Origin of the sequence: Microbispora sp. ZYX-F-249, from assembly GCF_039649665.1 — a bacterium.
GTDB lineage: Bacteria > Actinomycetota > Actinomycetes > Streptosporangiales > Streptosporangiaceae > Microbispora > Microbispora maris.
Genome location: NZ_JBDJAW010000029.1, coordinates 57,673 through 84,275, shown reverse-complemented (window position 1 = coordinate 84,275; position 26,603 = coordinate 57,673). Strand labels below are relative to the sequence as shown.

At 73.7% G+C, this 26,603-nt stretch carries 20 protein-coding genes and 1 tRNA gene; 3 read left to right on the top strand and 18 right to left on the bottom strand.

Annotation, left to right across the window (positions count from 1 at the left end; genetic code table 11):
• Window positions 1–9: 9 nt before the first annotated feature.
• The 10 genes from AAH991_RS28770 to AAH991_RS28725 all read right to left on the bottom strand — a co-directional run bounded on the left by AAH991_RS28770 (window position 10) and on the right by AAH991_RS28725 (window position 11,440).
• A complete protein-coding gene (locus tag AAH991_RS28770) occupies window positions 10–2,226 on the bottom strand; it encodes an FtsX-like permease family protein (protein WP_346229048.1) in 2,217 nt (738 codons plus the stop codon).
• The gene (locus tag AAH991_RS28765) at window positions 2,223–2,903 is read right to left on the bottom strand and encodes an ABC transporter ATP-binding protein (protein ID WP_346229047.1); all 681 of its coding nucleotides are present in this window, start codon (window positions 2,901–2,903) and stop codon (window positions 2,223–2,225) included. The genes AAH991_RS28770 and AAH991_RS28765 overlap by 4 nt, the downstream gene beginning before the upstream one ends.
• Window positions 2,900–3,424, bottom strand: a complete 525-nt coding sequence (locus AAH991_RS28760) for a PadR family transcriptional regulator (RefSeq protein ID WP_346229046.1) — start codon at window positions 3,422–3,424, stop codon at window positions 2,900–2,902. Before AAH991_RS28760 ends, AAH991_RS28765 begins: the two co-directional genes overlap by 4 nt.
• 105 nt (window positions 3,425–3,529) lie before the next feature.
• Window positions 3,530–3,605 (bottom strand) — tRNA-His (locus AAH991_RS28755).
• 82 nt (window positions 3,606–3,687) lie between these two features.
• The gene (gene orn / locus AAH991_RS28750) at window positions 3,688–4,284 is read right to left on the bottom strand and encodes an oligoribonuclease (protein WP_346229045.1); all 597 of its coding nucleotides are present in this window, start codon (window positions 4,282–4,284) and stop codon (window positions 3,688–3,690) included.
• Between the two features lie 33 nt (window positions 4,285–4,317).
• Complete coding sequence (locus AAH991_RS28745; RefSeq protein WP_346229044.1) at window positions 4,318–5,388, bottom strand: DUF2510 domain-containing protein; 1,071 nt, start codon at window positions 5,386–5,388, stop codon at window positions 4,318–4,320.
• 19 nt (window positions 5,389–5,407) lie between these two features.
• Window positions 5,408–6,739, bottom strand: a complete 1,332-nt coding sequence (locus tag AAH991_RS28740) for a protein kinase family protein (protein WP_346229043.1) — start codon at window positions 6,737–6,739, stop codon at window positions 5,408–5,410.
• 83 nt (window positions 6,740–6,822) lie between these two features.
• Entirely contained in the window at window positions 6,823–8,328 is a 1,506-nt protein-coding gene (locus AAH991_RS28735; protein ID WP_346229042.1) for a serine/threonine protein kinase, read from the bottom strand.
• Between the two features lie 124 nt (window positions 8,329–8,452).
• Entirely contained in the window at window positions 8,453–10,732 is a 2,280-nt protein-coding gene (locus AAH991_RS28730) for a protein kinase domain-containing protein (RefSeq protein WP_346229041.1), read from the bottom strand.
• A 72-nt stretch (window positions 10,733–10,804) separates the two neighbouring features.
• Complete coding sequence (locus AAH991_RS28725; RefSeq protein WP_346229040.1) at window positions 10,805–11,440, bottom strand: pyridoxamine 5'-phosphate oxidase family protein; 636 nt, start codon at window positions 11,438–11,440, stop codon at window positions 10,805–10,807.
• A 67-nt stretch (window positions 11,441–11,507) separates the two neighbouring features.
• Here AAH991_RS28725 and pdxR point away from each other — a divergent pair, with 67 nt between their 5' ends.
• A complete protein-coding gene (gene pdxR, locus AAH991_RS28720) occupies window positions 11,508–12,893 on the top strand; it encodes a MocR-like pyridoxine biosynthesis transcription factor PdxR (RefSeq protein ID WP_346229039.1) in 1,386 nt (461 codons plus the stop codon).
• Here the strand turns inward: pdxR and AAH991_RS28715 are convergent.
• From AAH991_RS28715 to AAH991_RS28705, 3 genes are all read right to left on the bottom strand, one after another.
• Complete coding sequence (locus AAH991_RS28715; protein WP_346229038.1) at window positions 12,871–13,410, bottom strand: hypothetical protein; 540 nt, start codon at window positions 13,408–13,410, stop codon at window positions 12,871–12,873. The two genes, pdxR and AAH991_RS28715, sit on opposite strands and share 23 nt — an antisense overlap.
• A gap of 135 nt (window positions 13,411–13,545) precedes the next feature.
• Window positions 13,546–15,237: a sigma factor-like helix-turn-helix DNA-binding protein gene (locus tag AAH991_RS28710; protein WP_346229037.1), complete on the bottom strand. Its 1,692-nt coding sequence runs from the start codon at window positions 15,235–15,237 to the stop codon at window positions 13,546–13,548.
• Between the two features lie 134 nt (window positions 15,238–15,371).
• Window positions 15,372–17,147 carry a substrate-binding domain-containing protein gene (locus AAH991_RS28705; RefSeq protein WP_346229036.1) on the bottom strand — a complete coding sequence of 592 codons (1,776 nt, stop codon included), beginning with the start codon at window positions 17,145–17,147 and terminating at the stop codon, window positions 15,372–15,374.
• A gap of 111 nt (window positions 17,148–17,258) precedes the next feature.
• On the opposite strand from AAH991_RS28705, the gene AAH991_RS28700 reads away from it, so the two are divergent.
• The gene (locus AAH991_RS28700) at window positions 17,259–18,068 is read left to right on the top strand and encodes a TrmH family RNA methyltransferase (RefSeq protein ID WP_346229035.1); all 810 of its coding nucleotides are present in this window, start codon (window positions 17,259–17,261) and stop codon (window positions 18,066–18,068) included.
• Here AAH991_RS28700 and AAH991_RS28695 read toward each other — a convergent pair.
• From AAH991_RS28695 to AAH991_RS28675, 5 genes are all read right to left on the bottom strand, one after another.
• A complete protein-coding gene (locus AAH991_RS28695) occupies window positions 18,055–18,927 on the bottom strand; it encodes a D-alanyl-D-alanine carboxypeptidase family protein (RefSeq protein WP_346229034.1) in 873 nt (290 codons plus the stop codon). The two genes, AAH991_RS28700 and AAH991_RS28695, sit on opposite strands and share 14 nt — an antisense overlap.
• Window positions 18,928–18,931: 4 nt before the next feature.
• Entirely contained in the window at window positions 18,932–19,456 is a 525-nt protein-coding gene (locus tag AAH991_RS28690; RefSeq protein ID WP_346229033.1) for a DedA family protein, read from the bottom strand.
• Window positions 19,457–19,650: 194 nt separating this feature from the next.
• Window positions 19,651–23,016 (bottom strand): ATP-binding protein, encoded by a 3,366-nt coding sequence (locus AAH991_RS28685; RefSeq protein WP_346229032.1) that lies wholly within the window; start codon window positions 23,014–23,016, stop codon window positions 19,651–19,653.
• A 190-nt stretch (window positions 23,017–23,206) separates the two neighbouring features.
• Complete coding sequence (locus AAH991_RS28680) at window positions 23,207–24,286, bottom strand: lysylphosphatidylglycerol synthase domain-containing protein (RefSeq protein ID WP_346229031.1); 1,080 nt, start codon at window positions 24,284–24,286, stop codon at window positions 23,207–23,209.
• Between the two features lie 88 nt (window positions 24,287–24,374).
• Window positions 24,375–25,172, bottom strand: coding sequence for a PIG-L deacetylase family protein (locus tag AAH991_RS28675; RefSeq protein WP_346229030.1), 798 nt, complete (start codon window positions 25,170–25,172; stop codon window positions 24,375–24,377).
• Window positions 25,173–25,346: 174 nt separating this feature from the next.
• Between AAH991_RS28675 and AAH991_RS28670 the strand changes: the two genes are divergently transcribed.
• Window positions 25,347–26,480 carry a glycosyltransferase family 4 protein gene (locus AAH991_RS28670; protein WP_346229029.1) on the top strand — a complete coding sequence of 378 codons (1,134 nt, stop codon included), beginning with the start codon at window positions 25,347–25,349 and terminating at the stop codon, window positions 26,478–26,480.
• The last annotated feature ends 123 nt before the right edge of the window (window positions 26,481–26,603 follow it).

Sequence of the window (26,603 nt, the reverse complement as noted above, 5' to 3'; positions counted from 1 at the left end):
GGGGGGCTCCTATTCGAAACGCGCGTTGTCGGGCGCGGTCATGCGCCGCAGCAGCGGCAGCGTCGTGAGGATCACCAGGAGGGAGGCGGCCAGGCCGCCGCCCAGGGAGGCGAAGTAGACGGGTCCCGGCAGCGCGGACGCCGCGCTCTTCATCGCGAGGGCGTCGAGGAGCGGCTCGGCCACGCCGAAACCGGCGGCGGCCGCGAGCGCGGCGGCCAGGAGGAGCGGCAGCGCCGACTCCAGCAGCACCACCGCGGCCAGGGTGCGCGTGGGCGTGCCCGCCAGCCGCAGCAGCGTGAACGGCCGCCTGCGCTCCACCAGCCCGCCGCCGGCCGCCACGACCAGGCCGCAGGCGCCGGCCACCAGGGTGAGCCCGATCACGGCCAGTGCGATGTTCTCCGCCCGGACGTACAGGTCCGCCCTGACCCGGGCGACCTCGGCGAAGGTCATCGGCGCTTCGACGGTGTAACCGGCCAGCAGGGTGCGCAGCCGCTCCAGTGCCGCCGGATCACGTGTGCTGATCATGACGGCCGCCAGGTCGAGCCCGTCGACGGAGGAGGCGGGCGGGCTGTCCGGGCCCGCCAGCGGAAGGAGCCGGTCGACGGTGAGGGGGTTGTCGGCGCCGACGATGCGGGCGAAGTTGCCCGCCACCGCCCGGGCGCCCCCGGGACAGCGTCCGAGCACGGGGAAGCGGGCCAGGCCGGGGCACTCGACGACGTACGGCGCGGGCGGCGGGCCGTCGGGCCGCGGGGGGACCTTCTCCATGTCCGCTCTGGCGTAGATCGGCAGCACCTCCACGCCCGGGTGGGCGCGCAGCCGGGCGAGCAGCTCCGTCCCCGCCCGCGGGGACAGGCCGGAGACGCCCGGCCGGGCGAACGAGGCGCCCAGCACGTCGTTGAGCGTGCCTCCGGCCACCTTCTGCTGGCCGGCGACCACCGCCGGCACGAGGGCCGCGATCGTCGTCCCGATGAACACCGCCAGCACCAGCCCGCTCACCGACCTGAAGGCGGTCTTCGGGTCGGCCGCCAGGCGCCGCGCGGCCAGCAGCGTCGCCCCGCCCCGGGTCAGCCGGGCGGCCAGGCGCGCGGCGACCATGGTCAGCCAGGGCCCGGCCAGCATCAGCCCGATCATGATCAGCGCGAGTGCGACGACGGCGAGCAGCTCGTCGGGCTTGCCGTCCCGGTAGACCGGGCCCGCGTACAGCCCCAGCCCTGTGAGCAGCGGGATCACCCGCCACGCTCTCGGCGGGGACGCGGCGGTCCTCCTCGCCACGCCGAGCGGCGAGATCCGCACCCGGCGCAGCGACCACAGGGCGGCGCAGGCCGCCGCGACCGGCACGCCGCCGAGCACGGCCGCGTACTGCCAAACGTGCGGGGCGACCAGCTCGGGGAAGAACCGGGCGCCGGTGATCCGCAGGCCGGCCACGGCCGGCCGTACGAGCTGGAAGATCGCGAGACCGGCCAGCGCGCCGGCCAGCGCGCCCAGCGCGGCGTCCACGGCCGCGAGCACGTTGATCTGCCGGGTGGTGGCGCCGACCAGGCGGATCGCGGCGAAGCGGGTCTCGCGGCGAGCCGCGGCCAGCCGGGTGGCGGTGCCCACGAGCACCAGCAGCGGGACGATCAGCCCGACGGCGGCGACGGCGAAGCCGAACCGGTAGACATCGGCGCCGTCGTCGGCCGCGGGCCGGGCGTCGATCACGTCGACCTGCATGGCGCCGGGCAGGCCGGCGACCTGGTCCGGCGTCCGTCCCACCACGATGACCAGCTCGTCGGGCCCGGACAGCGCCGCGTCGCCGATGAACCCGGCCCGCGTGCCGGGGAAGCGGGTGGCCAGCTCCTCACGCGGTGCCGAGTCGAGCAGCGCGGCCAGCGCGGGCGAGGCGTAGTACTGCCCTGGGCCGGGCATGCGGGACAGGCCGGGGACGACCGGCGCCCGGGCGCCGAGCGCGGCGGCGTCGAGCCTTTTGATCGTCCGGCCTTCGTAGAAGTCCTCGTGGTAGCTCCACAGCGCGCCGTCGGCCGTCGCGTCGAGGGCCCAGCCGCTGGGCGCCGAGCCGTTCACGCACTCCCAGCAGGGGCGGTCGCCCGTGGCCTGGAAGGCGTTGAACAGCGACAGCGTGGCCAGCAGCACCGCTACACCGGCCGCCACCCCGGCGACGATCAGCGCCAGCCTGGCCGCCGCCTCCCTGCCGCTGCTCAGCGACAGCCGCAGGCCCAGCCGGATCATCGGACGGCCCCGGTGACGTACGGATCGCAGACCCGGCCGTCGCGCACCATGACCTCCCGGTCGGCGCAGGCGGCCACCCGGGCGTCGTGCGTCACGACGATCACGGTGGCGCCCTCCTCGCGGGCCAGGCCCACCAGCAGGTCCATCACGTGCTCGCCGGTGAGCGAGTCCAGCGCGCCCGTCGGCTCGTCGGCGAAGACCACCCGTGGCCGGGTGACCAGCGCCCTGGCGATCGCCACACGCTGCGCCTGCCCGCCGGACAGCTCCCCGGTGCGCCGGCCGCTCAGGTCGCCCAGCTCCAGCCGCTCCAGCCATTCGGCGGCCCGCCGTTCGGCGTGCTTTCTCCTGGTACGGCCCAGCAACAGCGGCAGCATCACGTTGTCGGCGGCGGTCAGCTCGGGCACGAGCTGGCCGAACTGGAAGACGAAGCCGAAGGCGGTGCGCCGCAGCTCGCTGCGGCGGGCGTCGTCCAGGGTGTCCAGGCGGCGGCCGTCGAACCGGACCTCGCCGCTGTCGGGCGTGAAGATGCCGGCCAGGCAGTGCAGCAGCGTCGACTTGCCCGAGCCGCTGGGCCCCATGACGGCCAGCACCTCGCCCGCGGCCACCGACAGGTTGGCCTCCCGCAACGCGGGCGTGCTGCCGTAGGAGCGGCTGACCTCCCGAGCTTCAATGATCATGACGCACGCACCGTCTCGGCCAGCGCCCCCAGCCGGGCCTGGGTGACGTCGATCCACCGCAGGTCCGCCTCCAGGTGGAACATGGCGTGGTCGGCCAGCAGGGCGTCGGTCAGGGAGGCGCCGCGCTTGATCTCCGCCAGCTCCCGCATGCGCCGCATGTGCGTGGCGCGCTGCGCGTCCAGGTAGCCGGCCGCGTCACGGCCCAGCATCAGCGCCAGCACGACCTTGGTGAACAGCACCGTCTGCAGGTAGGGCTCGGCCGCGACCGGCTCGGCCAGCCACGTGGCGACCTCCTGCCGGCCCAGGGGGGTGATGGCGTAGCGCTTGCGCTCCGGCCCGTCGCCCGGTTCGCTCTGCCCGGTGACCTTGCCGTCCCTGGCCAGGCGGCCGAGCGTGGAGTACACCTGCCCGAAGGGCAGCGGTTTGCCCCGGCCGAAAAGGGTGTCGTAGTCGCGTTTCAGGTCGTATCCGTGGCTCGGCTCCCGCTCCAGCAGGCCGAGCAACGCGAGGGGAACAGTCATGATCCGAGACTATACGCCGAAGGTATACACGCGGAGGATACAGAGATAGGAAAAAGGGCATGAGAAAACGAACGGCCGGTCCGCTGGGACCGGCCGTTCGCCGTCTGGGGTGAGTGATGGGACTTGAACCCACGACATCCAGGACCACAACCTGGCGCTCTGCCAGCTGAGCTACACCCACCATGTCCGCCGTTCGAGGCGTACGAAGAAAGTGTAGCGGCATTTTGGAGTCCTCCGCGCCCCAATAACGCCGCCTGCGGTGGTCAGGGGCCGGAGACGGTCTCCGCGACCTCCCGGGCTGTGGCGGAGTCGGGGCCGGGCTGCGGCACGAAGACCGCGGCGCGGTAGTAGCGCAGCTCGCGGATGCTCTCGGTGATGTCGGCGAGCGCGCGGTGCCCGCCCTGCTTCTCGGGCGAGGCGAAGTAGACCCGGGGGTACCAGCGGCGGGCCAGCTCCTTGATCGACGACACGTCGACCATGCGGTAGTGCAGGAACGCGTCCACCAGCGGCATGTCCCTCGCGATGAAGGAGCGGTCGGTCGCGATGGAGTTGCCGCACAGCGGCGCCTTCTTGGCCTCGGGCACGTGGGAGCGGATGTAGTCGAGCACGACGGCCTCGGCCTCCGCCAGGGTCACCCCCGTCGAGAGGGCCCGCAGCAGGCCCGAGGCCGTGTGCATCTCCCGCACGACCTCGGACATCTGCTCCAGCGTCTCGGCGGGGGGCTTGATGACGACGTCCACGCCCTCATCCAGCTGGTTCAGCTCGCTGTCGGTGACTATGCAGGCCACCTCGATCAGCGCGTCGCGGCCGAGGTCGAGCCCGGTCATCTCACAGTCGATCCAGACCAGCGGGTCAGTCATGGCTCAAGAGTAATGCTCATGCCTAATGGGACGTCACTGAGATTGGAGCGAGTCCTGCACACGCTTGATGACCGACTGGTCCAGGTTGTCGGGCACCGAGATGTACAGCATCGCGGGACGGGCGTTCTGGCCGCGGTCCACCAGGACGATCGCGCCCTTCTCCTTCTTCCACTTCAGGCCGTTGGCCTCGGCGACCTTCGTGAAGTCCATCTCGAACTCGATCACCCAGCCCTGCTTGCCGCTCACGGTCGTGGCCTCGTTGCGCAGGACCTTGCGCTCGTGCTGGATGCCGTAGAAGAGCGGGTCGTAGGCGAGCAGCAGCGTCTGGGAGAGCTGCCCGAAGCTCTGCGGGCCGCTGTAGGGGAAGAGCTGGGGCACCTCGGCGGTGTAGACGCTGCCCACCCAGTCGCCGCCCCTGCCGTCGTAGTTCGCCTGGGACGTCATCTGGCAGCCGCTCGTCCACAGCGGCATCCTCGGGTCGGACGGGTCGTTGACGTTCTTCGACTCCGGCACCTGCCACTCGTCGCCCGGGTACGCGTACGACAGGCCGGTCGCCGGATCCTGGATGCGGTCGCCGGACGGCTGCGGGAGCTGGGGAAGCGGCGGCGTGGACTGCTGCGGCTCCGGCTGGGGCGGCACGGTCTGATCGAGCTGCGGCGCCGTGGCGGTGATCTCGGGCCGGGCGACGACCGGGACGGCGCGGTCGTGCAGGAGGATGACCGCGCCGCCGATGGCGAGCGCGAGGACGACGACCGCGGCGACGCCGCCCACGATCCACGGCCACACCGGCGTCTGACGCCGCGGCGCCCCGAAGTCGGGCGTGGGAAGCTGCGCCGTGTGGTTCGGGGGACCCCACGCTCCCCCCGGCTGCTGGAACTGAGTCTGCTGAGACTGGGCCTGCTGGAACTGTGGCTGTGTTTGGAACTGGGGCTGTGTCTGGAACTGCGGCTGTGTCTGGGGCTGGGGCTGGGACTGCGGCTGGGGCGGGGCCCCGGCCTCCTGCTCGGGCGCGTGGGTGGCGTCGGTCCACTGGGTGCCGTCCCACCAACGGAGGAGAGGGGAGCCGTACGGGTCCGGATACCAGCCGGCGGGGGTCGTCGTCATGCGCGCCACACTAATGAAATCAGCATTTGTAGGTGAAACTTGCCTTGTCCTGGATCGGTTTCCCGGTCGTCGTGGGGGACAGGACCCGCAGCGTGGCCGTGCCCTTGAACGAACCCGATCCGGTCACCTTCCAGTGCAGGGGGAGGTTCACCGACGTGTCTCCCGAGGAGATCCGCTGCTCCTGCTCCAGTGGCTCGCGGTCGTCGCTGCGGATCCAGAGGTAGCGAATCGTCCCGGCCTCGCCGTTGGTCGTGACGACGCCCGTGAAGTCGGCTCTGCCGTCGCAGCGCACCGTCTTCTTGGGCGCCTTGACGTCGACGCCGCTCACCGCGAGCGATTCGGCGGGCGGCTGGCGCAGCCACAGGATCACCGCGGCGATCAGGATCGCCAGCAGCGCGGTGCCCGCCCATGCCGTCGAACGCCTTCGGCGTCTGCGGGGAGCCGCCTCGCGGGCCTGGGTGGCCGTGACGGCGGCGGCGGTCTGCCCGGACCGCCAGATCTGCGCCGCCGTGGTCTCGGTGGGCACTCCCGGCCCGAACCGCATCATCACGTCGCCGGGGTCGTCCACCGTGCCGGACAGGTCGAGCAGGGTCACGGCCTCCCCACCGGGAGAGGCGGCGACCGCCGCGCCGACGGGGAGCTCGGGGGGCACGGGCGCGTGGAGGCCGCGTGCGGCATGGGCCAGTCCGTCCCGTCCCATCCCGGGGAACGCCTCACGCTCGGCGAGCAGGGTGTCCCGCATGGCGGCGAGCCCCTGGGCCGGGGCGGCGGTGGACGCCCACCGCAGCACCGCCGCGGCACGGTCCCGGGCGCAGGCGGCGGCCAGCGTGCCGGCGAGCGCGGCCCAGGCCGCGACGTCCTGCTCCGCGGACGCGTGCTCGCCCCGGATCGCCCGCAGCAGGCCGCGCTCGGCCAGCAGCACCGCGCCGTCCTCCCCGACGACGACCGTCCCGGGGTGCAGCGCGCCGTGGGCCAGCCCGGCGGCGTGTACGGCGAGCAGCGTCTGCGCGGTCTCCAGGAGAACGGTCGCCGCGCCGCCCGCGTCCAGCCGGCCGGCGCCCATCAGGTCGGCGACGGCCGTCGCGCCGGCCGTGATCAGCCAGACCTCGTCGCGCGCGGCCACCAGGTCGATCACGGGCAGCAGGCCGATTGGGCCGCCCTGCTGGAGACGGACGTCGGCGCCGACGGCCGCGACGATCCGTTCGCGCGCCTGGGCCGTCCAGACAGGATCGAACCGCAGCACACCGGACGGCCGCCCGTCGGGGGAGAGGGCGTCCGCCCAGGTACCGACCTCGCTGCTCCGGGTGCGGCCGGTGAGCCGGTGCCCCGCGACCGTCACGCCTTCACGCATCTACCGCCGCCTTCGGTGTCGTCCGCGCATGCGCCCATGGCCAGTGTGGCGGGAACGGGGCGTCGTCACCACCCACCCGAGCGTCACGTGAGTGTGGGCAGATCAACCGGAGTCGCGGTCGGCTCGGAGCTGCTCTGCGTCGGCGAGGGCTGGGTGGTCGGCTGCGTGGGCGGCTTGCTGGTCGGGGTGGACTCGGGCCGCCTGGTCGGGGTGTTCTTGGGCGGGTCCACCGTGACCGTGGGCTCCTCGGAGGGCACGGGCTTGGGCGAAAGCTTCGGTTTCGGCGTGGGCTCCGCGGTCGGCTTCGGCTTCGGCTTCGGCGAAGGGCTGGGCCTGCGGGTCGGCCGCTGCGTCGGGGTGGGCACGGCCGGCGGCTGCGACGCGCGCGGGCTGGGACGGGTGGCCGTCGGTGTTGAGGTGGGCTCCTCCGGCTCCTCGGTGGGCTCCTCGGAGGGTTCCTCCGCCGGGGGCTGGTCCGAATCGTCCTCGACCTCGATGGACGAGGGGTCGACCGCGGGCGAGCTCGGCGTCTCGATCGTCGTCCCCGCCTGCAGGGTGGTGCCGCTCACGGTCTGCACCAGCGCCACCGTCCCGCCCGCGATCACGACCATCCCGGCCAGGGTCAGGCCGATCTTCATGCGGGTCTGGGCCAGCAGGCCGCCGAGCTTCGTCTCGGCCAGGGCGGTGCCGGTCTCCGGGGCCTTCTCCTTGAGCGGGAAGAACGGCACGAGCAGCCCGGCGAGCGCGGCGAGCCGCCGCCGTCCGCGCTCCTCCCAGGCCGGGCCGTACGCGCCGGCGGCGACGGTCTCGAGCTCCCGCAGGAACTCCTCGGCCGACGCGTACCGGTCCTCGGGCCGCTTGGCCATGCCGCGCTCGACGAGGTCGCGCAGCGGGGGCGGCACCTCGTCGACCGGCGGAGGGGTCGCCTGGTGCTGGCGGGCCAGCGCGGCCATGTTCTGCGCCCGGAAGGGCCGGCCGCCGGTGAGGCACTCGAAGAAGACGACGGTGGCGGCGTAGACGTCGCTCGCCGGACCGGCCTTTCCGCCCGCCCACTGCTCCGGGGCCATGTACGGCGGCGTCCCCGCCGCCCTGACCCCTTCGCCGGCCTGCGCCGCGATGCCGAAGTCGACGAGCTTGCTGATGCCGTCGGCTTCGACCATGACGTTCTCGGGCTTGTAGTCCCGGTGGACGATGCCGATGGAGTGCGCCGCGGCCAGGGCGAGCAGCGAGCCCTTCAGCACGGTGAGCGCGGCCTCGGGCCCGGTCGGGCCCTCCGAGCGGAGCATGGCGCGCAACGAGACGCCGTCGACGAGCTCCATGACGATGGCCGCACCGCGTGCGGTCTCGACGTACTCGTAGAACCGCACCGCGTGCGGGTGGGGGTCCATCGCGGCGAGCAGCCGGGCCTCGTGCCGGAACCGGGCGACGAAGTGGAGGTCCGCCATCATCTCGTCGGACAGGTACTTGATCGCCACCGGGAGGTCGTCGGCGTCGTGCCGCGCGAGCACCACGCGCCCGGCGCCCCCCGTGCCGAGCTCACGAATCTCCGTGTAGCCGGGGACGCGCCAGGCGCCCGTCTGGCCGTGCATCACGGTCTTGTCTCCTCATCGCCTGGGCCCCCGCCGAATGACGAGACCGTAGCTTAGTGATGACCTCGCGATTACGATGAAAAGTCATGACTTAGTCAGATGGGATTGTCAGGTATTGTCCGCGTCATTTGATGCAGGAATCCGTGTTCCGGGTGAGCGTGGAGGCGCCGCCCGCCGCGGCCGGTGAGGTCGACGCGGTCACCGCGTAGGAGTCGCAGGGCCAGCGGGAGTAGGTGTACGTGGCGGTGACCGTGTAGCTGGTCTTGCCCGACAGGCTGTAGGTCGTGGTGGCCGCCCTGGAGCCGCCCGTCAGCCAGGCGAGGTTCAGCCGCACCGTGGAGGTGTTGCCCGTGGTGACGGCGATCGTGGCCGTGGCCGTGGTCCCGCTGATGGACAGGCCCTGCACCCTCACCTGGCCGACCGAGGCGGGGCAGGTCACCGTGACCGAACTCGACGCCGTGCCGTCAGGGGCGGCCGGGTCGGTCGAGGCGCCGAACGTGACGTTCTCCCCGCAGGGGCGGCGCGAGAAGGTGTACGACAGCGTCCGCGTGTAGGTCTTCGCTCCGGACAGGCGGACCGTCGTCGTGCCGCCGCCCGCCGAGGACGCGGAGAACCGGCCGGTGAGGTCGACCGGCCCGGTGCCGTCGGTGGCCACCGTCACCGTGGCCGTCGCGACCCCCGTCGAGGACACGGCCGGTGTGCCGACCTTCACCGAGGTGACGGCGGTCGGGCACGCCGGAGCCTTGGCCGTCGCGGTCTGGGCGCCGCCCGGCGAGGCCGGGCCGGTGGTCACGCTCATGCCCCAGGTGCCCGAGCACGCGCGGCCGAGGTCGCCGGAGACGGTGCGGGTGTAGGAGGTGGCACCGCTGAGGGTGAGCGTGCGGGTGGCGGTCACCGTGCCGTTCGCGGTGAAGCGGACGGTCAGCGTCACCTTGCCCGGTCCGCTGGTCCTGACGGTGACCGTTCCGGTGCCGGTCGCGCCGTCCTTGCCGGCCCCGGCCTTGTACGACAGCCCGCCGACGTCGAGGTCCGAGACCTTCAGGGGTGCCGGAGAGGGCGACGGCTTGGGCGAGGGTGACGGGGACGGCTTCGGCGAGATCCTGGGAGACGGCTTGGGAGACGCCTTGGCCGAGGGCGCCGGACTGCCGGACGTCGGACCGGCCGTGGGCGTCCGCGTGGCCGCCTGCTCGGGCGCCGCCGACGGGGATTGCGAGGGGGATTCCGGAGAGGTCTCGTCCGGGCTCACCTGCGGCGTCTCCTCCGATGCGGCGGAGGGAGTTTCGGAAGGGCTCTCCTCGGGAGCGACCGGCGACGCGGACGCCCCGGCGGGCACGCCCGTGTCTCCCGGGCCCGTGTCCTGCGACGCCGCGACGGTGCGCGTGCCGGCCGAGCCGAGTGCGTACGCGCCGATGCCGCCGGCCGCGACCACCATGAGCACGGCCCCGGCGGTGAGCAGGACGCCCCTGCTCCGCACCGCCCGCAGCGTCGTGGTGAACAGCGAGGTGCCGGTCTCGGTGGACCGCACCCGGTTCAGCGGGAACGTCGCGGCCAGGGCGGCGGCGAGCGCGGCCAGCCTGCGGCGGCCCCGCTCCTCCCACGCCGGGCCGTACGCCTCCGTGGCGGCCTCCTCCAGCTCGGCGACGAACGCGGCGGCGCTCGCCGGCCGCAGCGCGGGATCCTTCGCCATGCCGCGCGCGACCAGTTGCCGCAGCGGCCCGGGGATCTCCTCGACCGGCACGGGCGCGGTCAGGTGCATGTGCCGCAGCACGACGTGCTCGGTCGCCCGGTACGGCCGGTGCCCGGTCAGGCACTCGAAGAAGACCGCCGTGGCGGCGTACACGTCGGACGCCGGCGAGGCGGCCGCGCCCGTCCACTGCTCGGGGGCCATGTACGGCGGGGTGCCGGCGGGCGCCGGGGCCCCTCCGGCCCGCACGGCGATGCCGAAGTCGGCGAGCTTGCTCGTCCCGTCGGTGGCGACCAGCACGTTCTCGGGCTTGTAGTCGCGGTGGACGACGCCGGTCCCGTGCGCGGCGGCCAGGCCGAGAAGGGAGCCCTTGAGGACGGCGAGCGCGGCCTCGGGACCGGTCGGGCCCTGCTCGCGCAGCAGCGCCCGCAGGGTGGGACCCTCGACCAGTTCCATGACGATCGCGGCGCCCTGACCGGTCTCCAGGTACTCGTAGAGCCGCACCACGTGCGGGTCGTCCAGCTCGACGAGCAGGCGGGCCTCCTGCCGGAAGCGGGCGACGAACCCCTCGTCCCGGCGCAGGTCCTCCGACAGGTACTTGATCGCGACCGTGGCGCCCGACTGCTCGTGGACGGCGAGGACGACGCGGCCGCCGCCTCCCGCGCCCAGCTCGCGCGTCACCCTGTAACCGGGCACATTCCAGTGCTCGGCGGAACTCATGAGGCCTCCCAGAATCAATAAGGTCGGCCGAAGTGTCGCTGAAACCGCTTGCAATCCGCTTACAAATGCGGCTTATCGGTTTATGACATGTGCGGGAACGGGGATGCCGGGGGCCAGGCGCGGGTCGGGCTCCGGGGCGCCCCAGCTCGCGGTGAGCGGCAGCACGCCCGCCCAGACCGGCAGGTCGTAGTCCTCCTCGTCGTCCTTCGGCGGTCCCTGGCGCACCTTCACCGACGCCTCCTCCAGCGACAGGGCGACGACCGCGGTGGCGGCCATCTCCTTGCGGTCCGGGAGGCGTACGACGTCCCACTGCCCGGGGGCGAGCTGCTCGGTGATCGCCCGCAGGCCGGCGAGCCGTTCCTCGGGGTCGTCCACCGGCCGGGCGAGGCCGTAGACCATGGCGGAGCGGTAGTTCACCGAGTGGTGGAACGCGGAGCGCGCGAGCACGATCCCGTCGAGGTGGGTCACGGTCACGCAGACCGGGGTGCCGAGCGCGGCGCGCAGCGAGGTCGCGCCGGTGGAGCCGTGGAGGTAGAGCGTGTCGCCGATCCGCCCGTAGCCGGTGGGGACGACCATCGGGGACCCGCCGGCCAGCACGCCGAGGTGACAGATCAGGCCGGCGTCCAGGATCGCGTACAGATCGGCGCGGTCGGTCCGCGCCCGTTCCTTCGAGCGGTTAAGGGTGGTACGGGCGGTTGTGGAGAGCATGTCCGTTACGTTAGGGCGAAGTGGACCGGCGGAACACGTCCACTCACGACCCATACGGGGAGACCACTTGCGTCCGACTATCGATGTGCCGCTGACGGTGGACCGCGAGTCCGGGGTGCCGCTCGCCGTCCAGGTGGCCGCCCAGCTGCGGGAGGCGATGCGCACCGGCGGGCTCAGGGCGGGGGAGCGGCTGCCGTCGACCCGGGGGCTCGCCACCCTGCTCGGTGTCAGCAGGACCGTCGTGACCGACGCGTACCAGCAGTTGTACGCCGAGGGATGGCTGGACGGGCGGCACGGCTCGGGCACGTACGTGGCCGACGAGGCGCTGCCGTACGAGAAGGCCGAGGGCCGGGCCGTCCACGCGCGCCGGGGCGTCCACCGGGAGGAGGCGCCACCGGGGACGGTGGACCTGCGGCCGGGGCGGCCGTGGGTGTTCGGGTACGACACGGCGGCCTGGCGGCGGGCGTGGCGCTCGGCCGGCGAGCTCCCGCTCAACGCGTTCCCCGACCCCTACGGCCATCCGGAGCTGCGCGAACTGCTGGCCGAGCACCTGCGCAGGGCCAGGGCCGTGCCGGTGGGCGCCGGGAACGTCATGGTCACCAGGGGCACCGGCAACGGACTGGACCTGATCGCGGCCACGCTGCTCGGCCCGGGGACCCGGGCCGGGGTGGAGGAACCCGGCTGGCGGGCGGCCCGGCGGATCTTCGCCTCCCGGGGCGCCGAGGTCGTGCCCTGCCCGGTGGACGAGCAGGGCGTGATCGTCGAGGCGCTCCCCAACGACCTGCGCGTGCTCTACACCACGCCCGCGCACCAGTTCCCGGTGGGCGGCAGGCTGCCGATCCCGCGCAGGGAGAAGCTGCTCGCCTGGGCGCGCAGGACCGGGGCGGTCGTCGTCGAGGACGACTACGACGCCGAGTTCCGCTACGACGTCGCGCCGCTGCCCGCGCTCTACGGGCTCGACCCCGGGCGGGTGGTGCTGCTCGGCACGCTGTCGAAGTCGCTCGGGCCCGACGTCGGGCTCGGCTGGCTGGTCGCCCCCGCCGGCCTGCTCGACGCCGTCGCGGAACGCCGGGTGCGCCTGGCCGACCGCACGTCGGGGCCGGTCCAGCGGGCCGTGGCGACCCTGCTGGAACGCGGCGACCTCGACCGGCATCTGCGCAGGATGCGGCTGGAGTACGCCCGCAGGAGGGCGGCCATCGTCGAGGCGCTCGGGCCGTACGTGCGGGGTGACACGGCCGGGCTCCACGTCATGGTCGCCCTGCCCGCCGATGTGGTCCCCGGCCTCGTGCGGCGGGCCGGGGACCGCGGCGTGCTCCTGGACACGACCGAACCGCACCACCACGGGCCGCCTCGGGTGCACGGCCTCGTGCTTGGCTACGGATCGGCCTCCCGCGCCGACGTGCGGCGCGGGTGCGCGGTGATACGGGAGCTCATACCTCCTGAAGGAGCCTGAACTCGCTCGCGGGCATGGGGACTTCCAGGTTGAGCGCCTCCTCGCCGATGATGCGGGCGATGTCGATCGAGCCCGGGTCGCCCTCCCTGCTGCCGGGCACCTGGGAGTGGCCGTAGTGCCCGCCCCGCGCCCACAGCCGCTTGCTCCGCTCGGCGGCCACCGAGTGCGGGTAGGGCAGCGGAGGCCCGGCCGGCCAGCGGCGCGGCACCTCCCAGGAGTCGAGCCAGGTCAGGATGTCGTCCAGGCCGTCGAGCTTGGTGTCGGTGAACGGTTCCCTCGCCGAGCCGATGACTTGGATCTGCACGCAGACCCGTCCGTTCCTGCCGCGGTCAGCGGTGAGTCCGCCGGCCGCCCTGGTGGGCGGCAACGACTGGACGATCTCCCCGGTCACCGGGTTCCACACCAGGTGGGAGGGCCGGTGGAGCTGGATCAGCCGCTGGGCGACGGACCTGGCCGAGACCCCCTGGGGATCGGCGGGCCAGATGAACCAGACGGTCCTCGGGGCTCCTCCGAGCATCGTTCCGGAGTCCCCGGGGGAGGGAAGTCGGCTTGCGCCGGGCAGCCATGCTTGGGCCACAATGCCCCCTCAAATCCTCGGTCGCGTCGTTTTTCCCCTTTCAAACTTGCGCTGACACCTGGCTACTCCGGATTGTTACTGGCGGGTGCCAATCTTCCAACGAGGGTGTAACAACTGGTGACTCTGTGACGGATGCGTCACGGTGAGGGACTCGCCGCGGTGTCGACCGCCGGAGGCGGCGGGCTGCCGTCGGACCTGCCCGGGGGCTCGGCCGAGGGACCGGCAGGGGGGCCCGAGGTCGGGCCGGGCACCGGGTCGGCATCTCCGGTCCCCTCCTGGCCGTCCCAGGTGACCCGGCAGGAGGGCCGGCCCGCCGAGGACTGGAAGGTCACCACGCCCGTGCCCGCGACTCCCGGATCGACGACGGCGAGCACGACCCGGCCGCTCGCCCCCGCGCGGAGCCTGCCGTGCCGGGGCGAGACCGCGATCCCGCCCGAGGCGCTGGCCGTCCACTCGATCACGGCGTTGCGTGCGGCCAGCGTGATCGACGTCGTCGCCCCCGCGCCCAGGTCTCCGGGGCACAGCGCCGTCAGGGCCGGCCTGGGTGCGCGGCGCGTACGGGTGGGGGACGGCCGCGACCGCCCCGAGGGTGCGGTGGTGTGGGGCGGGGCGGTCGCGGCCGAGTGGGGGGGGATCGTCCTGTGGGGTCGCGGTGTCGGTGGGCGCCGGGGTGACCCGGTCATCGGGTGGCGGATCGCTCTCCTCCGGGCCGAGCACGAGGTCGCCGGGGGCCGGATCGCCGGGGGTCGGGTTCCCGGGGGCCGCCGTCGGGGGCACGCGTATCGCCTCCAGGCGTTCGGCCGGCCCTTGCCCGGAGACCAGCGCGAGGCCGCCCGCCGTGCCGAACACGCAGACGGCGGCGAGCATGACGGGCGCGGTTCGCAGCGGGCGGGAGCGGGCCCGTCCGCGCCGTGCCCGGGCCGGCGGCTGCGCGGCCGCGGGGAAGCCGCGCCGGTCGAGGACAGCGGTGGCGCCGTCGCGCGGGCCGGTGCGGAGCGCGGACTCGATCACCCGGCCGCGCAGCGAGAGCGGGGGGAAGGCGATGGGGATCATGTCGAGCAGGCGGGCGGCCGACACGTGCCTGCCCCGGCCCTCGCGGCAGACCTCGCAGCCCGCGATGTGCCGGCTCAGGCGCTTGCGCAGGGGAGCGGCGAGTGGACCGTCCTGCCAGGCGGCGCCCACGCCGTGGTCGACCAGCGCGGACAGCCCGGGGCAGTGGGCCCGGCCGGTCCTGGCCAGCACGAGGGCCGCGGCGGCGTTCTCCAGGTGGTCGCGGGCCCGGGCGAGCCGGGCCGACACCTGCCGGGCGGCGAGCCCGAGGACCGAACCGATCTCGGCCGTCGTCAGGCCGTGCCGCAGGGCGAGTTCGAGCGCCTCGCGCTCGTGGTCGCCGAGCTCTCCCAGCGCCTCCCCGACCAGCGCGGCGAGCGGGGGATCCGCGGACTCCTCCACGGTGATGACCGGTCCGGCGCCGTCCTTCCCTCTCCGAGTCGCGCTGTGGAACCGGGTCAGCGCGTAGAGCCAGGCCCGCAGCCGGGCAGGCTCCGTCAACCGGTCCGCGGAGCAGGAGGCGGCGACGAGCGCGTCGTGCACCGCCCGGGCCGCGGCGTCGAGATCGCCCAGCAGCGCGTACGCGTAGTCGCTCAGCCGGTCGGCGTACGCGTCGTACAGCGCGGCCGGGGCCTGGGCGCCGGTGCCGCCCCCGCGCCGCAGCGCCTCCAGCAGTCGGTGGTCGTCGGCTCGCCCGACGCCGGGCCATACGGGCAACGAACATTCCTCCCCGTGTGACGGAACCTGGTCTCGCCGGTCCCCACACGAGTGGGACGCCGTCCCCTCTGGCGTCGTTTACGGGTCGCGCGGTCATGCCCAACGGGCATGACCTGCGAAAACAGTGGTCAGTGTTACTGAATCCGCCTCGCGATGCCCTTGAGGAAGATGTTGCGGATCTCGAGGACGGTCTGCGGGAAGTAGGCGGCGCCGCCGGTCGCCTTCGCGATGGAGGTCATCTGCGCCCGGTCCTCGTCCTTCTGCGTGTTGAACGAGATGATCAGGAGGCTCACCGGCCGCTTCGGGTCGAAGGCGCCCTTCAGCTTCTGCAGGATCTCGCTGTTGGAGATGCCGCCGTTCGGGTCGTCGTTGCCGACCCCGTCGGTGAACAGCAGGATCGTGTTGACCTTGTCGGGCTCGTACTCCTTGGTCATCTTCTGGTACGCGGCCCACAGGGTGTCGTTCAGCCCGGTGTTGCCCGTGGGGATGGCCTTCGCCTGCCGCAGCGCCTGAGCGATCACGTCGCGGCGGGTCACCCCGTTGATCTGCTGGGCCAGCGGCCCGATCTGCACGACGGGCTTCCAGTCGACGCCCTCGCCGCGCAGGTTGTCGGAGAAGGCCCAGATGCCGATCTCGGCCTTGTCGGGGAACAGCTTCAGCCCCTCGATGCTGATGTCGGTGATCGCGCGCATCCGGGTGATGCCGGTCTTGTCGGCGGGCAGCGCCATGGTCCCGGAGATGTCGATCAGGGCGAGCATCTTCGTGCCGAGCTTGATCTGGTGCCAGGCCTGGGACAGGCGGGTCACGGTCGCGGCGTCCGGCAGCGGGATCGCCGCCGGCTTCTTGGCGTTCACACCGTTGTCGGGCTTCAGCAGGCCGCCGCCCGCGCCGTCCGGCGCGCGGAAGCCGTAGTCCTGGACCGTCTTCCTGCCGTTGGGCGAGGTCATCTCGGTCGCCAGGGCCTGGGCGGCCTTGCGCGTCGCGGAGTCCTTCGCCGTGACGATGATCGGGTAGTCGAGGCTGATCGTGCCCTCGGCGGGATACAGCGCGACCGCCGGGTTCGAGGGGGTCGTCGTCGTGTTGTACGACCACACGGCCTGCTCGGACGTCACGCCCACGGGGATGCGGGCGGCGGCCTTGGTCAGCGTGGCGAACATGCTGTCGGGCGTGGACACGGTCGACTCCGACAGCCGGCGCAGCACGCCGACGAGCGTCTCCTCGTTGCCGCCTCCCTGCTTGAGCACGGCGGCCCCGGCCAGCAGCGCGCCGAGACCGGCGGCGTTCTGCGTGGGGTCGAGCGCGAGCACGCGCACCTTCCGCGCCAGGCCGTCGGGGTTGGCGGCGTTCGCCGCGCTCATCAGGCCGGTCCAGCTCGGGCTGAAGGCCGACTGGAGCTTGTCCGCGCCGGCCTTGGAGGCGGCCAGCACGACGGGCGTGCTGGCGGCGTTCCCGGCGGGCTCGGGCGCGTTCTTGACGCCGCTCAGCCACAGGCTGGAGTCGGGGATCCACAGGTCGGGGTCCAGTTTGCCGCTGGTGGGGCCGGTGCCCGCCATCGCGTTGGCGACGTCGGCCGGCTCGGCGGCCTTGACCGTGACGGCGACGCACTTGCCGTCGACGGCCCGGCCCGACTTGCCGAACCTGGTGGCGATCTTCTGGATGGCCGGGTGGATGTCGGGGGAGGCGACGACGGAGAGCTTGACCTTCTCGCCCGCACAGCCCGGGCCCTTGTTCACCACCACGTACGCCGCGACGCCGAGGAGCACGGCCAGGGCGACCGCGCCGGCCAGCGGGACCAGCACCGTCCCCCGCCCCGCCCGCCGCCGCGGCGGGGGCTCGAACTGGGGGTCCGAGCCGCCATCGAGTTCGTCTGTGCGGTGCCGTCCGCCCACGGTGCCCTCTCCGGTGTCCACTGGCCGTAACAGGTTTCTGGCCGTAACAGGTTTACGGAACGATACTGGCAAAAGTCACGACACGCGCCTGATGCGTGCGGGAGGGTCCGGCGCAGGCCGTACCCTTGGCCCGTGGTCATCCCGGTCGAGGACGCCGCCGATCCGCGCCTGGCGGACTACGTGCGGCTGCGCGACGTCGATCTGCGCAAGAGCGTCGAGAGCGAGCGCGGTCTGTTCGTCGCCGAAGGCGAGAAGGTCATCAGGCGGGCGATCGGCGCGGGCCATCCGGTGCGCTCGGTGCTGACCACGGCCAAGTGGCTCGACGTGCTCGCCGACGTCATCGGGGAGGCCACCGTCTACCTGGTCTCCGACGAGGTGATGGAGGGAGTCACCGGCTTCCAGGTCCACCGGGGCGCGCTCGCCGCGATGGAACGCACCCCGCTCCCGCCGGTCGGCGAACTTCTCGCGGACGCGGGGCCGCGGATCCTCGTCCTGGAGGACCTCGTCGACCACGGCAACGTCGGGGCGATCTTCCGTTGCGCGGCGGCGCTCGGCGTCGGCGCGATCGTGCTGTCGCCGCGCTGCGCCGACCCCCTCTACCGCAGGGCCGTCAAGGTGTCGATGGGGGCGGTGTTCGCGATCCCGTACGCCCGGATGACCGACTGGCACGGCGGCCTGGCGGAGCTCAGGACGGCCGGGTTCCGCCTGCTGGCGCTCACGCCCGACCAGTCGGCCGTGCCGCTCGACAAGGCCCCGCTGTCCGGCCGGGTCGCGCTGATGCTCGGCTCGGAGGGCGACGGGCTGTCGTCCCACTGGCTGCACGAGGCCGACCAGCCCGTGTGCATCCCGATGAGCACACGGGCGATGGACCTCGGCGTCGACTCCCTGAACGTGGTGGCCGCCGCGGCCATCGCCTGCCACGGCCTGCTCAGGGGAGCGTGACCCCCGCCCCCGCGACCGCTTCCTCGCCGGCTTCGTCGCCGGCTCCGCCGGTGGCCCAGTCGAGCAGCTTGCGCGCGGTGGCGAACCTGGCCTTGTCGCTGCGCTCGCCCAGCACGACCCCCACGTACGTGCGCCCGTCCCGGACGGCGGCGAACGACAGGCAGTAGCCCGCCTGGTTGGTGAACCCGGTCTTCAGTCCGACCGCGCCGTCGTCGAGCAGGTCGTTGGTGTTGCGCCACACGTGCCCGCGGTGGAGGGCCGACTTCCTGACCACCCGCGTGGGCGTCCTGGCGACGGCCGCGATCACGGGGTCGCGCAGCGCCGCCATGGTCAGCGCCGCCTGGTCGCGGGCCGTGGAGTAGCCCTTCGACGGCAGCCCGTCGGGGTTGGCGTAGCGGGTGTCGCGCAGGCCGAGACGGCGTGCCGCGTCGTTCATCTTGGCGACGAACTTCGCCGTCCCCGGGCCGTACCGCTCGGCGAGGGCGTGCGCGGCGTCCGCCCCCGAGGGGAGCATGAGCCCGTAGAGCAGGTCGCGCACCGTGAGCCGCTCGCCCGCCCGCAGTCCCGCCGTCGTGGCCCCGCCGGACAGCGCGTGGCTCACGTCGGCCTTGGTGATGGTCACCACGTCGTCGAGCCGGGCCTGCCGCCGGACCACGTAGGCCGTCATGACCTTGGTCAGGCTCGCGACCGGCACCCGGCGCGTCTCGCGCTTGGCGAACTGGACCGTTCCCTCCGTGGTGTCCACCAGGTAGGCCTCCCGGGCCGTGACCGAGGGCGCTTCGGCGGCCTGAGCGGGCGCGGCCGCGGTCCCCGCCGTGACGAGGGCGGCGGTCAGCGCGATGAGTACCCCGTTACGCATCCCGTCATGATCGCACGGCTTCGGACGCGGCGGGTGCGTCGCCGCTCCGGCCCCTCCTGCGGCGGCGCCGCAGGAAGAGGGCGACGGCCACGGCCGCGACCGCGACGGCGGCGGCGGCCAGCGCGGGGGACCGGGCCGCGAGCGACAGCCAGGCCCACAGGAGCGAGTAAAGGCCGAACGAGGCAACCGGCACCCAGGTCAGGCAGCCGAGGGCGCTGGCCACCAGGTACCAGCGGTAGTCCACCCGCAGCGCCCCGGCCACCCACGGCAGCGTGTGCCGCAGGCCCGGCACCCAGAAGCAGCCGTACACGGCGAGCGCACCCCACCGGCGCACCACGTTCTCGACGCGCTCGATCCGCTCCCGGCCGATCCTGCGGCCGACGCGCGAGCGGTAGAGCGCCTCGCCGAGCCTGCGGCCGACCCAGTAGTACACCTGGAACGCGCCGAACAGGGCGACCGCGCCGACCGCGACGACCAGCCACAGAGGCAGGCCGAAGACGGAGGCCGCCGTAGGGTCAGGGATCCGCACGTGCTCTCACCGCCGGTCGTGGCCATCGATCAGGCAAGCCTCACCTTAACCCCCCCGATCGCGCCGTTTGCAAGCGGATGTCAACCGGTGGTCAATCCGTCCGCCGTACACATGAGGGGACGAGAGGCGACGGGTTCGCGATGCTACAGGGGCCTTCGCGGACTCTGCCTCTTAATCACACGGCCTCCCATTCGTCACACGCCGGCGAGTGCCTCGCGGGCCTCGGCGACCCAGCGGGGGACGCCGACCCGCTCGGCCACCGCCAGCGCCTTCTCGTAGTGGTCGCGGGCCGGCAGGCCGAGCCGTACGGCGAGGTCGCCGAGCGTCCTGGCCACCGGCCACAGGGCGACCACGCCGGTGCCGGCCCCGGCGATCCGGTCGCGGAAGGGCGCCAGCTTCTCGTACGCCTCCCGCATCCGGTCCTCGTCGTCCAGGAGCATCCCGGCGAGGGCCCGCCAGATGAGGGCGAGCTCGTAGAGGAAGTCGGTGCGGACCGGTTCCCTGCTCGCGGCCACCACTCGCGCGTCCCGGACGTGGCCGGCCGAGGCGAGCGCCACGGCGTAGGCGTCGAGGGTCCACTTGGCACCGCGCTGGTGGGCCTCGCCCAGCGGCTCGGTCATCTCGGCGGCCCGGCCGTCCACCAGGTGCAGGCAGAACGTGGCGATCAGCGGCAGGTCCTGGCGGCCTTCGAGCATGCCGGCCCGCGCGGTCAGCCGCGCGGCGTTCCGGTAGGCCCGCTCGGCCCCCGCGTAGTCACCGGTGATCATCAGGCGCTGCCCGGCGTACCACGCGCCGACGGCCGCGGGGGCGGGCAGGTCGTACCGCCGGCCGAGGCTTTCGGCCTGGGCGAGGTGCTCGTCCGCCTCGGCGAAGTCGCCGCGGGCCGCCGCGCACTCCAGCAGCACCAGGTGCGCCAGCGTCTGCACCGCGATCTGGCCCGACTCCGTCCCGACCCGCAGCAGCTCACGGCCGATGATCTCGCGCTCGTCGACCTGCGTCAGCGTGTACGACTGCCGCAGCCGGCCGCTCAGCGCCATCGCCAGCAGGGCGGGGTCGCCGCTCGCCCTGGCCAGCTCCTCGGCCTCCAGCGACGCCTGGTAACCGCGCTCGGTGGCCGACCCCTCCAGCTCCAGGGCCAGCGTGGCGAGCAGGCTGGCCCGCAGGGACTGCTCGCCCTCCGGCAACTCGACGAGCGCCTTCTCGGTGACGTCGACGATCTCCCAGGCCGTGCGCGTGAAGTCGCGGGCGATGCCCTTGTGCGGCACCGCGAGCGCCGCCGCGACCCGGGCGGTCAGCTCCAGGTCGCCGAGCGGCAGCGCGACCGACATCGCCTCTCCCCGGTGCGCGCGGGCGGCGGTCATGTCCCCGCACAGCGCCAGCGCCCTGATCAACCGCAGCTGCAGCTCCAGCCGCTCGCGTACCGGCCCACGGTCCGTGTGGGCACGGCCTGTGTGAGCACGGTTCGTATGAGCACGGTCGAAGGCGGCGATGGCCTGCTGCCAGAGCGTGGCGGCCTCGCGGTGGGCGAACCTGCGCTCGGCCTGCTCGGCCGCGAGACCCGCGTACCGTACGGCTTTCGCCGCCGTCTCCACCGTGCCCGCCGCGTCGTAGTGGTGGGCCAGCGCGGCCACGTCGTTCGGGCTGCGCTGCTCGATCACCGAGGCCACCGCCGCGTGCAGGCGCGAGCGGCGCAGCCGTGAGGCGTCGGAGTAGAGCGTGTCCCTGACCAGGTCGTGGTCGAACCTCAGCAGGCCGGGCCCGGGTTCGGTCACCAGCCCGGCCAGCAGCGCCGCCTCCACCGCGTCCACCACGGCGTCCTCGTCGCCGGACACGTCGACCAGCACGTCGACGTCCACGTCCCGGCCGATCACCGCGGCCTGCAGCAGCACCTGCTGGGCCCGCTCCGGCAGCCGGGCGATCCGCCGCCGCAACACGTCGCGCACGCCCGAGGGCACCTCGGAGATGTCGGCCTCGGCCTCGAACAGCCGGGCCGTCTCCTTCACGAAGAACGGGTTGCCCCCGGCCCGCTCGACGATCGTGCTGACGACCTCGTCGTCGACCTCGCGCACGCAGGTCGCTCGGACGAGCTCCGCCACCGCGGCGTCGTCGAGGCCGCCGAGCCCGACGCGTACGGGGTCGAGGCGGGCCAGCGCGGCCAGCACGTCCTGCTGCTGGTCGTTCAGTTCGCCGTCCCGGCAGGTCACCACGACCAGCACGCGGCTGGCCGCGAGCAGGCTCGGCAGCGCGCGCAGCAGCGCCAGCGTCTGGTCGTCGGCCCAGTGCAGGTCCTCGACGAGGATCAGCAGCGGGGCCTCGCGCGCCACGGCCGACAGATAGCCGCCGACGGCCCGGTGCAGCCGGAAGCCGCCCGACGCCTCGTCGTCGGCGGTGTCGGGGGCGGCGTCGTCGAGCAGCGGCGCCAGCAGCGCGGCGTACTCGCCCGCACCCCTGCGGGCGATGAGGGCGCGCAGCACCTCGACCCAGGCCCAGCCGGGCGGGGTCGCCGTGCTGTCGGGGCAACCGCCGGTCGCCCCGATCCAGCCCTCGTGCTCCAGCCGTTCGAACAGCCGCCGCACCAGCGTCGTCTTCCCCGCGCCGGGATCGCCGCTGATGACGGCGACGGTGAACCGGCCCCCCTGGGCGCGCGGCGCGGCGGCGGCGAGCGCGGCGAGCTCGGCGTCGCGGCCGACGAACGGCTCGGGCTCCAGTGGCGGCGCGTCGCCGGTCGCGACCGGTCTCGGGGGCCAGGTGGCGCTGATGTCGACGGGCCGCCGGGGCGCGGGGAGCACGAGGTCGAGCCCGGGATCCTGGGCGAGGATGTCCGACTCCAGCTTGCGCAGCGCCGGACCGGGGTCGATGCCGAGCTCGTCGGACAGGATCGTGCGGGCGCGGCGCAGCGCGGCGAGCGCGTCGCCCTGCCGCCCGCACCGGTACAGGCCGAGGGCGAGCAGCCGCCAGCCCTCCTCGCGCAGGGCGTGCTCGGTGGTCAGCGCCTCGAGATCGGGCACGGTCTCGGCGTGCAGGCCCATCCGCAGCCCGGCGTCGGCGTGCCGCTCCCTGGCCACCAGGCGCAGCTCGCTGAGCCGCGCCACCTCCGCCTCCGCCCAGGGCTGGTCGGCGAAGTCCGAGTAGGGCGTGCCGTGCCACAGCCCGAGCGCCGCGTCCAGCCGGGCCCGGGCGGCCTGCGGGCTCTCGTCCAGCCGCTCGCCGGCCGAGCGGACCATGGCCTCGAAGCTCAGCGCGTCCACCTGTTCGGGGGCGGCGCGCAGGGCGTACCCCGACGCGACGGTCACGAGCAGCCGGTTGGGCCCGCCGCGCGGACGGTTCGGCTCCAGCACCCGGCGCAGCCGGGAGATGTAGACCTGTAACCCCGACTGGGCGCCCTTGCCGGCGTCGTCGTCCCACAGGTCGAACAGCAGGGTGTCCACGGGCACGACCTGACCACGCGCCACGAGCAGGCGGGCCAGCACCGCACGCTGCCGCAGCCCGCCGAGGTCGAGCTCGTCGGTGTCGTCGTGCGCCCCCACCGGCCCGAGGACCCGGAACGTCACCGGGCTCATCGGGCGCTCCTCCGTTGTCGTGCGCCGTGCCCGCAGGCCGCCGCAGGTTGCCGTCGTGTCTCGGGTTGCCGTCGCATGTCAGGCGCCACCGTATGCGCGTCCGCGAAGCGGGCACAAGGTTTTAACCGACCCGGACACCCTCACCTTCCGCCCGTGAGTTTAGGAGATCACGAGGGGGATCCGCAGACAGTCAGAGGACGCGCGTGCGGCGTTCGGAGGGCGCCGGCCCGGCGCCCTCGGCGCGGCCGTCCCGCCGGCGCAGCAGCGCCCATCCGCCGAGCGCGAGCCCGCCCCACGGGATCTCGATGGTGTAGGTCCAGAAGCCGAACAGCACGGCCGCGGCGGTGGCCCCGCCGGCGGGCTGGCCGAACGCCCCGATCAGCAGCGTGGCGACACCGCCCTCCATGATCCCCGCCCCGCTGGGCGTGACGAGGGCGGTGGTGAGGACGCGGCTCAGCGCGAAGACGGCGACGGTCTCGGCGGGTCCCGGGTACGAGCCGGTGGCCACCAGGCAGGCGGCCATGATCAGGCACTGGAGGACGAGGAAGGCGACCATCCCGAGCGACAGGCCCGCCCACCGGCTGTGGATGATGTCGGCCGTGTCCCGGCGCAGCCGTTCGATCGCCGCCGACGCGGCGTGCTCCGCCGGGCGGAACCGCCGGGGCGCGAGCCGTACGAGCCCGTCCAGGGCGCGGCCGAGCACGGCGGCGGCGCGGTCCCAGTAGAGGGCGGCGGCCACCACGGCCACCAGCGCGAGTATCGACACCGCGCCGGCCCAGCCCGCCTTGGCGACCGTGGGGTTGGTGGCCTTGCCCGCGATCAGCAGGCCCAGGATCCCCACGGCGGGCAGGATGAAGCGGAACAGCGAGTTCCAGATGCCCGTGACCAGCGTGTAGACGACGATGGGCCGGTTGGCGAAGCCCCAGCCGCGGGTCATGCCGAACGTCAGGGCCACGCCCGCCGCCCCGCCGAACGGCAGCAGGTTGCTGACCGCGCTCCCGGCCGCGTTGAGCGTGAGCGCCTGCGTGTGCGTGAGGCCGGGCAGGGCGGAGGTCATCACGAACGTGTACGCCCACAGGCTCGCCAGCCACAAGGCGCTCATCAGCGCGATCGTGTGCCACCCGAGACCGCCGAACTGGTGGCCGATCTCCCGCCAGCTCACGGTGGCGCCGGTCAGCGTGTGCACGATCTGCGGGAGATAGAGCACCAGCGCCGCGGCCAGCCCGAGCGACACCGCGGACAACGCGATCTGCAGCCACTTCCTGTTCACCCGCGTATGCCCCCAGTCCGGTGTCGGTCCTTCCCAGTCTGCCGGTCCGTGCGGGCGGTCGGCTCCTCCTGACGGAGGATCACCACCCTTAGGGGTTGTCGAACGGGTGCCGCAGGCGGGTGCCCCGGGGCAGGCCGCGCCGCACGTACCACTCGGTGCCGAAGACATAGCGGTAGGCGAATCCGGGGATCTTCAGCATCGCGCCCAGTGTGCGGTCGCCGTCGCCGCCGGTGGCCTGGCTGGCGTGGGCCGCCATCGCCGCCCGCTTGGCCTTGGCGTGTCCGCGCACGTTCACCCGGTGGGTGATCGCGTCCCGGGGCGAGTAGGCCCGTTCGAAGCTCCGCACGTCGATCGCCGGGTAGAACCGGGAGGCCAGCCGTACGCCCTTGAGCAGCAGGTCGCGGTCGACCGTCGCCTCGAGCACGATGCGCGTCCCGGCGATCTCGGCGGCCCGGCTGCCCACCCGGTAGACCTGCACGTGGTCGGGGTGGCCGTAGCCGCCCGCCGGGTCGTAGATGGTGAGCAGGTCGGCCGTCTCCTCCTTGAGCACCGAGGCCAGCCGCTGCGCCGCCTCCTCGATGTCGGCGTCGATGAACGCGTTGTCCGGGCGGTCGTCGGCGATGCCGCCGTCGATCGCCAGGCCGGAGTCGCCGTAGCCGAGCAGCACGACCCGGGCGCAGCCCAGGGCGGCGGCCGAGCGGTGCAGTTCCTCCATCCGGGCTCTGCCCAGTTCCTCGCCGTGGGGGAGATCGGCCAGGCCGCGCTCGCCGGCCGTGGCGACGACGAGCACCACGCGGTGCCCCTCGTTCGCCAGCATGGCCATGGTCCCGGCGGTCAGCAGCGCCTCGTCGTCGGGATGGGCGTGGAAGAACACCGCCGTCCTCATCGCGCCCCACGGAACGTCGTCATCGCGTGCTCCACTCGTCCGTGCCGTCGCGGCTGCCACCGCGGCTGCCGTAGCGGCCAGTTCCCGACATGATCCCACGTGGCCCGGCCCGGACCGCGCCGCCCTCCCCGGGAGCGGTTTGATGGGCGTGGCGCACTCTGCCAGGCTGACCCGGTGAGGATTCTTCACGTCAGCGACTGCTACCTGCCGCGGCTCGGGGGAATCGAGGTGCAGGTCGCCGACCTCGTCAGGGCCCAGCGTGAGGCGGGCCACACGGTCGAGGTGGTGACGGCGACGCCGGGGGAGCGGCTGCCCGGCGTCCACCGCGTGGTCGCGAATCTCCCGTTCGACCTGCCGGTCCACCCTCGGGGCACGTCCCACCTGCTCCGGCTCATGGCGAGCGGGCGGTTCGACGTGGTGCACGTCCACACGGGGGCGGTCTCGCCGTTCGCGTGGATGGGGGTGCGCGCGGCGGTCCGGGCCGGGCTCCCGGTGGTCGCGACCGTGCACAGCATGTGGGATCCGGTCACCCGGGGCGTGTACCGGGCGCTGCAGGCGGCCTTCGAGTGGCGGCGCTGGGGCCTGGTCCTCACCGCCGTGAGCGAGGCGGCCGCGCGTCCCATCCGCGCCGTGGCCGGGCCGCGCGTGCCGGTGCAGATCGTCTCCAACGGGCTGGACGTGGCCTCGTGGCGGCCCGAGCCCGGCGCCGTACGGGACGCCGGGGACGAGGCGGTGAACGAGCCGCTGAACGAGCCGCTGAACGAGACGGTGCACGTGGTGGCGGTGGGCAGGCTGGCGCCGCGCAAGCAGCCCCTGCGCCTGCTCAAGCTGCTGGAGACGGCGCGCGACAGGGTGCCGGGCGACATCGCGATGCGCGCGACGATCGTGGGCGACGGCCCGGCCCGGGGGCGCATGGAGCGCTACCTGCGGGCGCGCCGGATGGGCTGGGTGTCACTTCCCGGCAGGTACAGCCGGGAGCAGATCAAGGACTTGCTGGCCGAGGCCGACGTGTTCGTGGCCCCGGCGCCGCGCGAGTCGTTCGGCCTGGCCGCGCTGGAGGCTCGCGCGGCCGGCGTGCCGGTGGTCGCGCGGGCGCAGAGCGGCGTGGCCGACTTCGTCAGGCCGGGCAAGGAGGGCCTGCTGGGCCGCACGTTCGACGACCTCGTCGCCTCGGTCGTACGGCTGGCCCGGGACTCCGGCCTGCGTCAGTCGATCGCCGAGCACAACCGGGAGACCGAGCCGGTCCGGTGCTCCTGGCCCGCCGTGCTGGAGGGCTTCGCCCGCTGCTACGAACTGGCCGGGAGCTGACCCGGGCCACCGGCGGTCTAGTAGGGGAGGACCCTTCCCGAGGGGGTGCGCAGGTCGATCGGGGCGGGAGTTCTCGGTGGCCGCGGTCGCGGCACGATCTGCACCTTCTTCATCGGGGCCCTC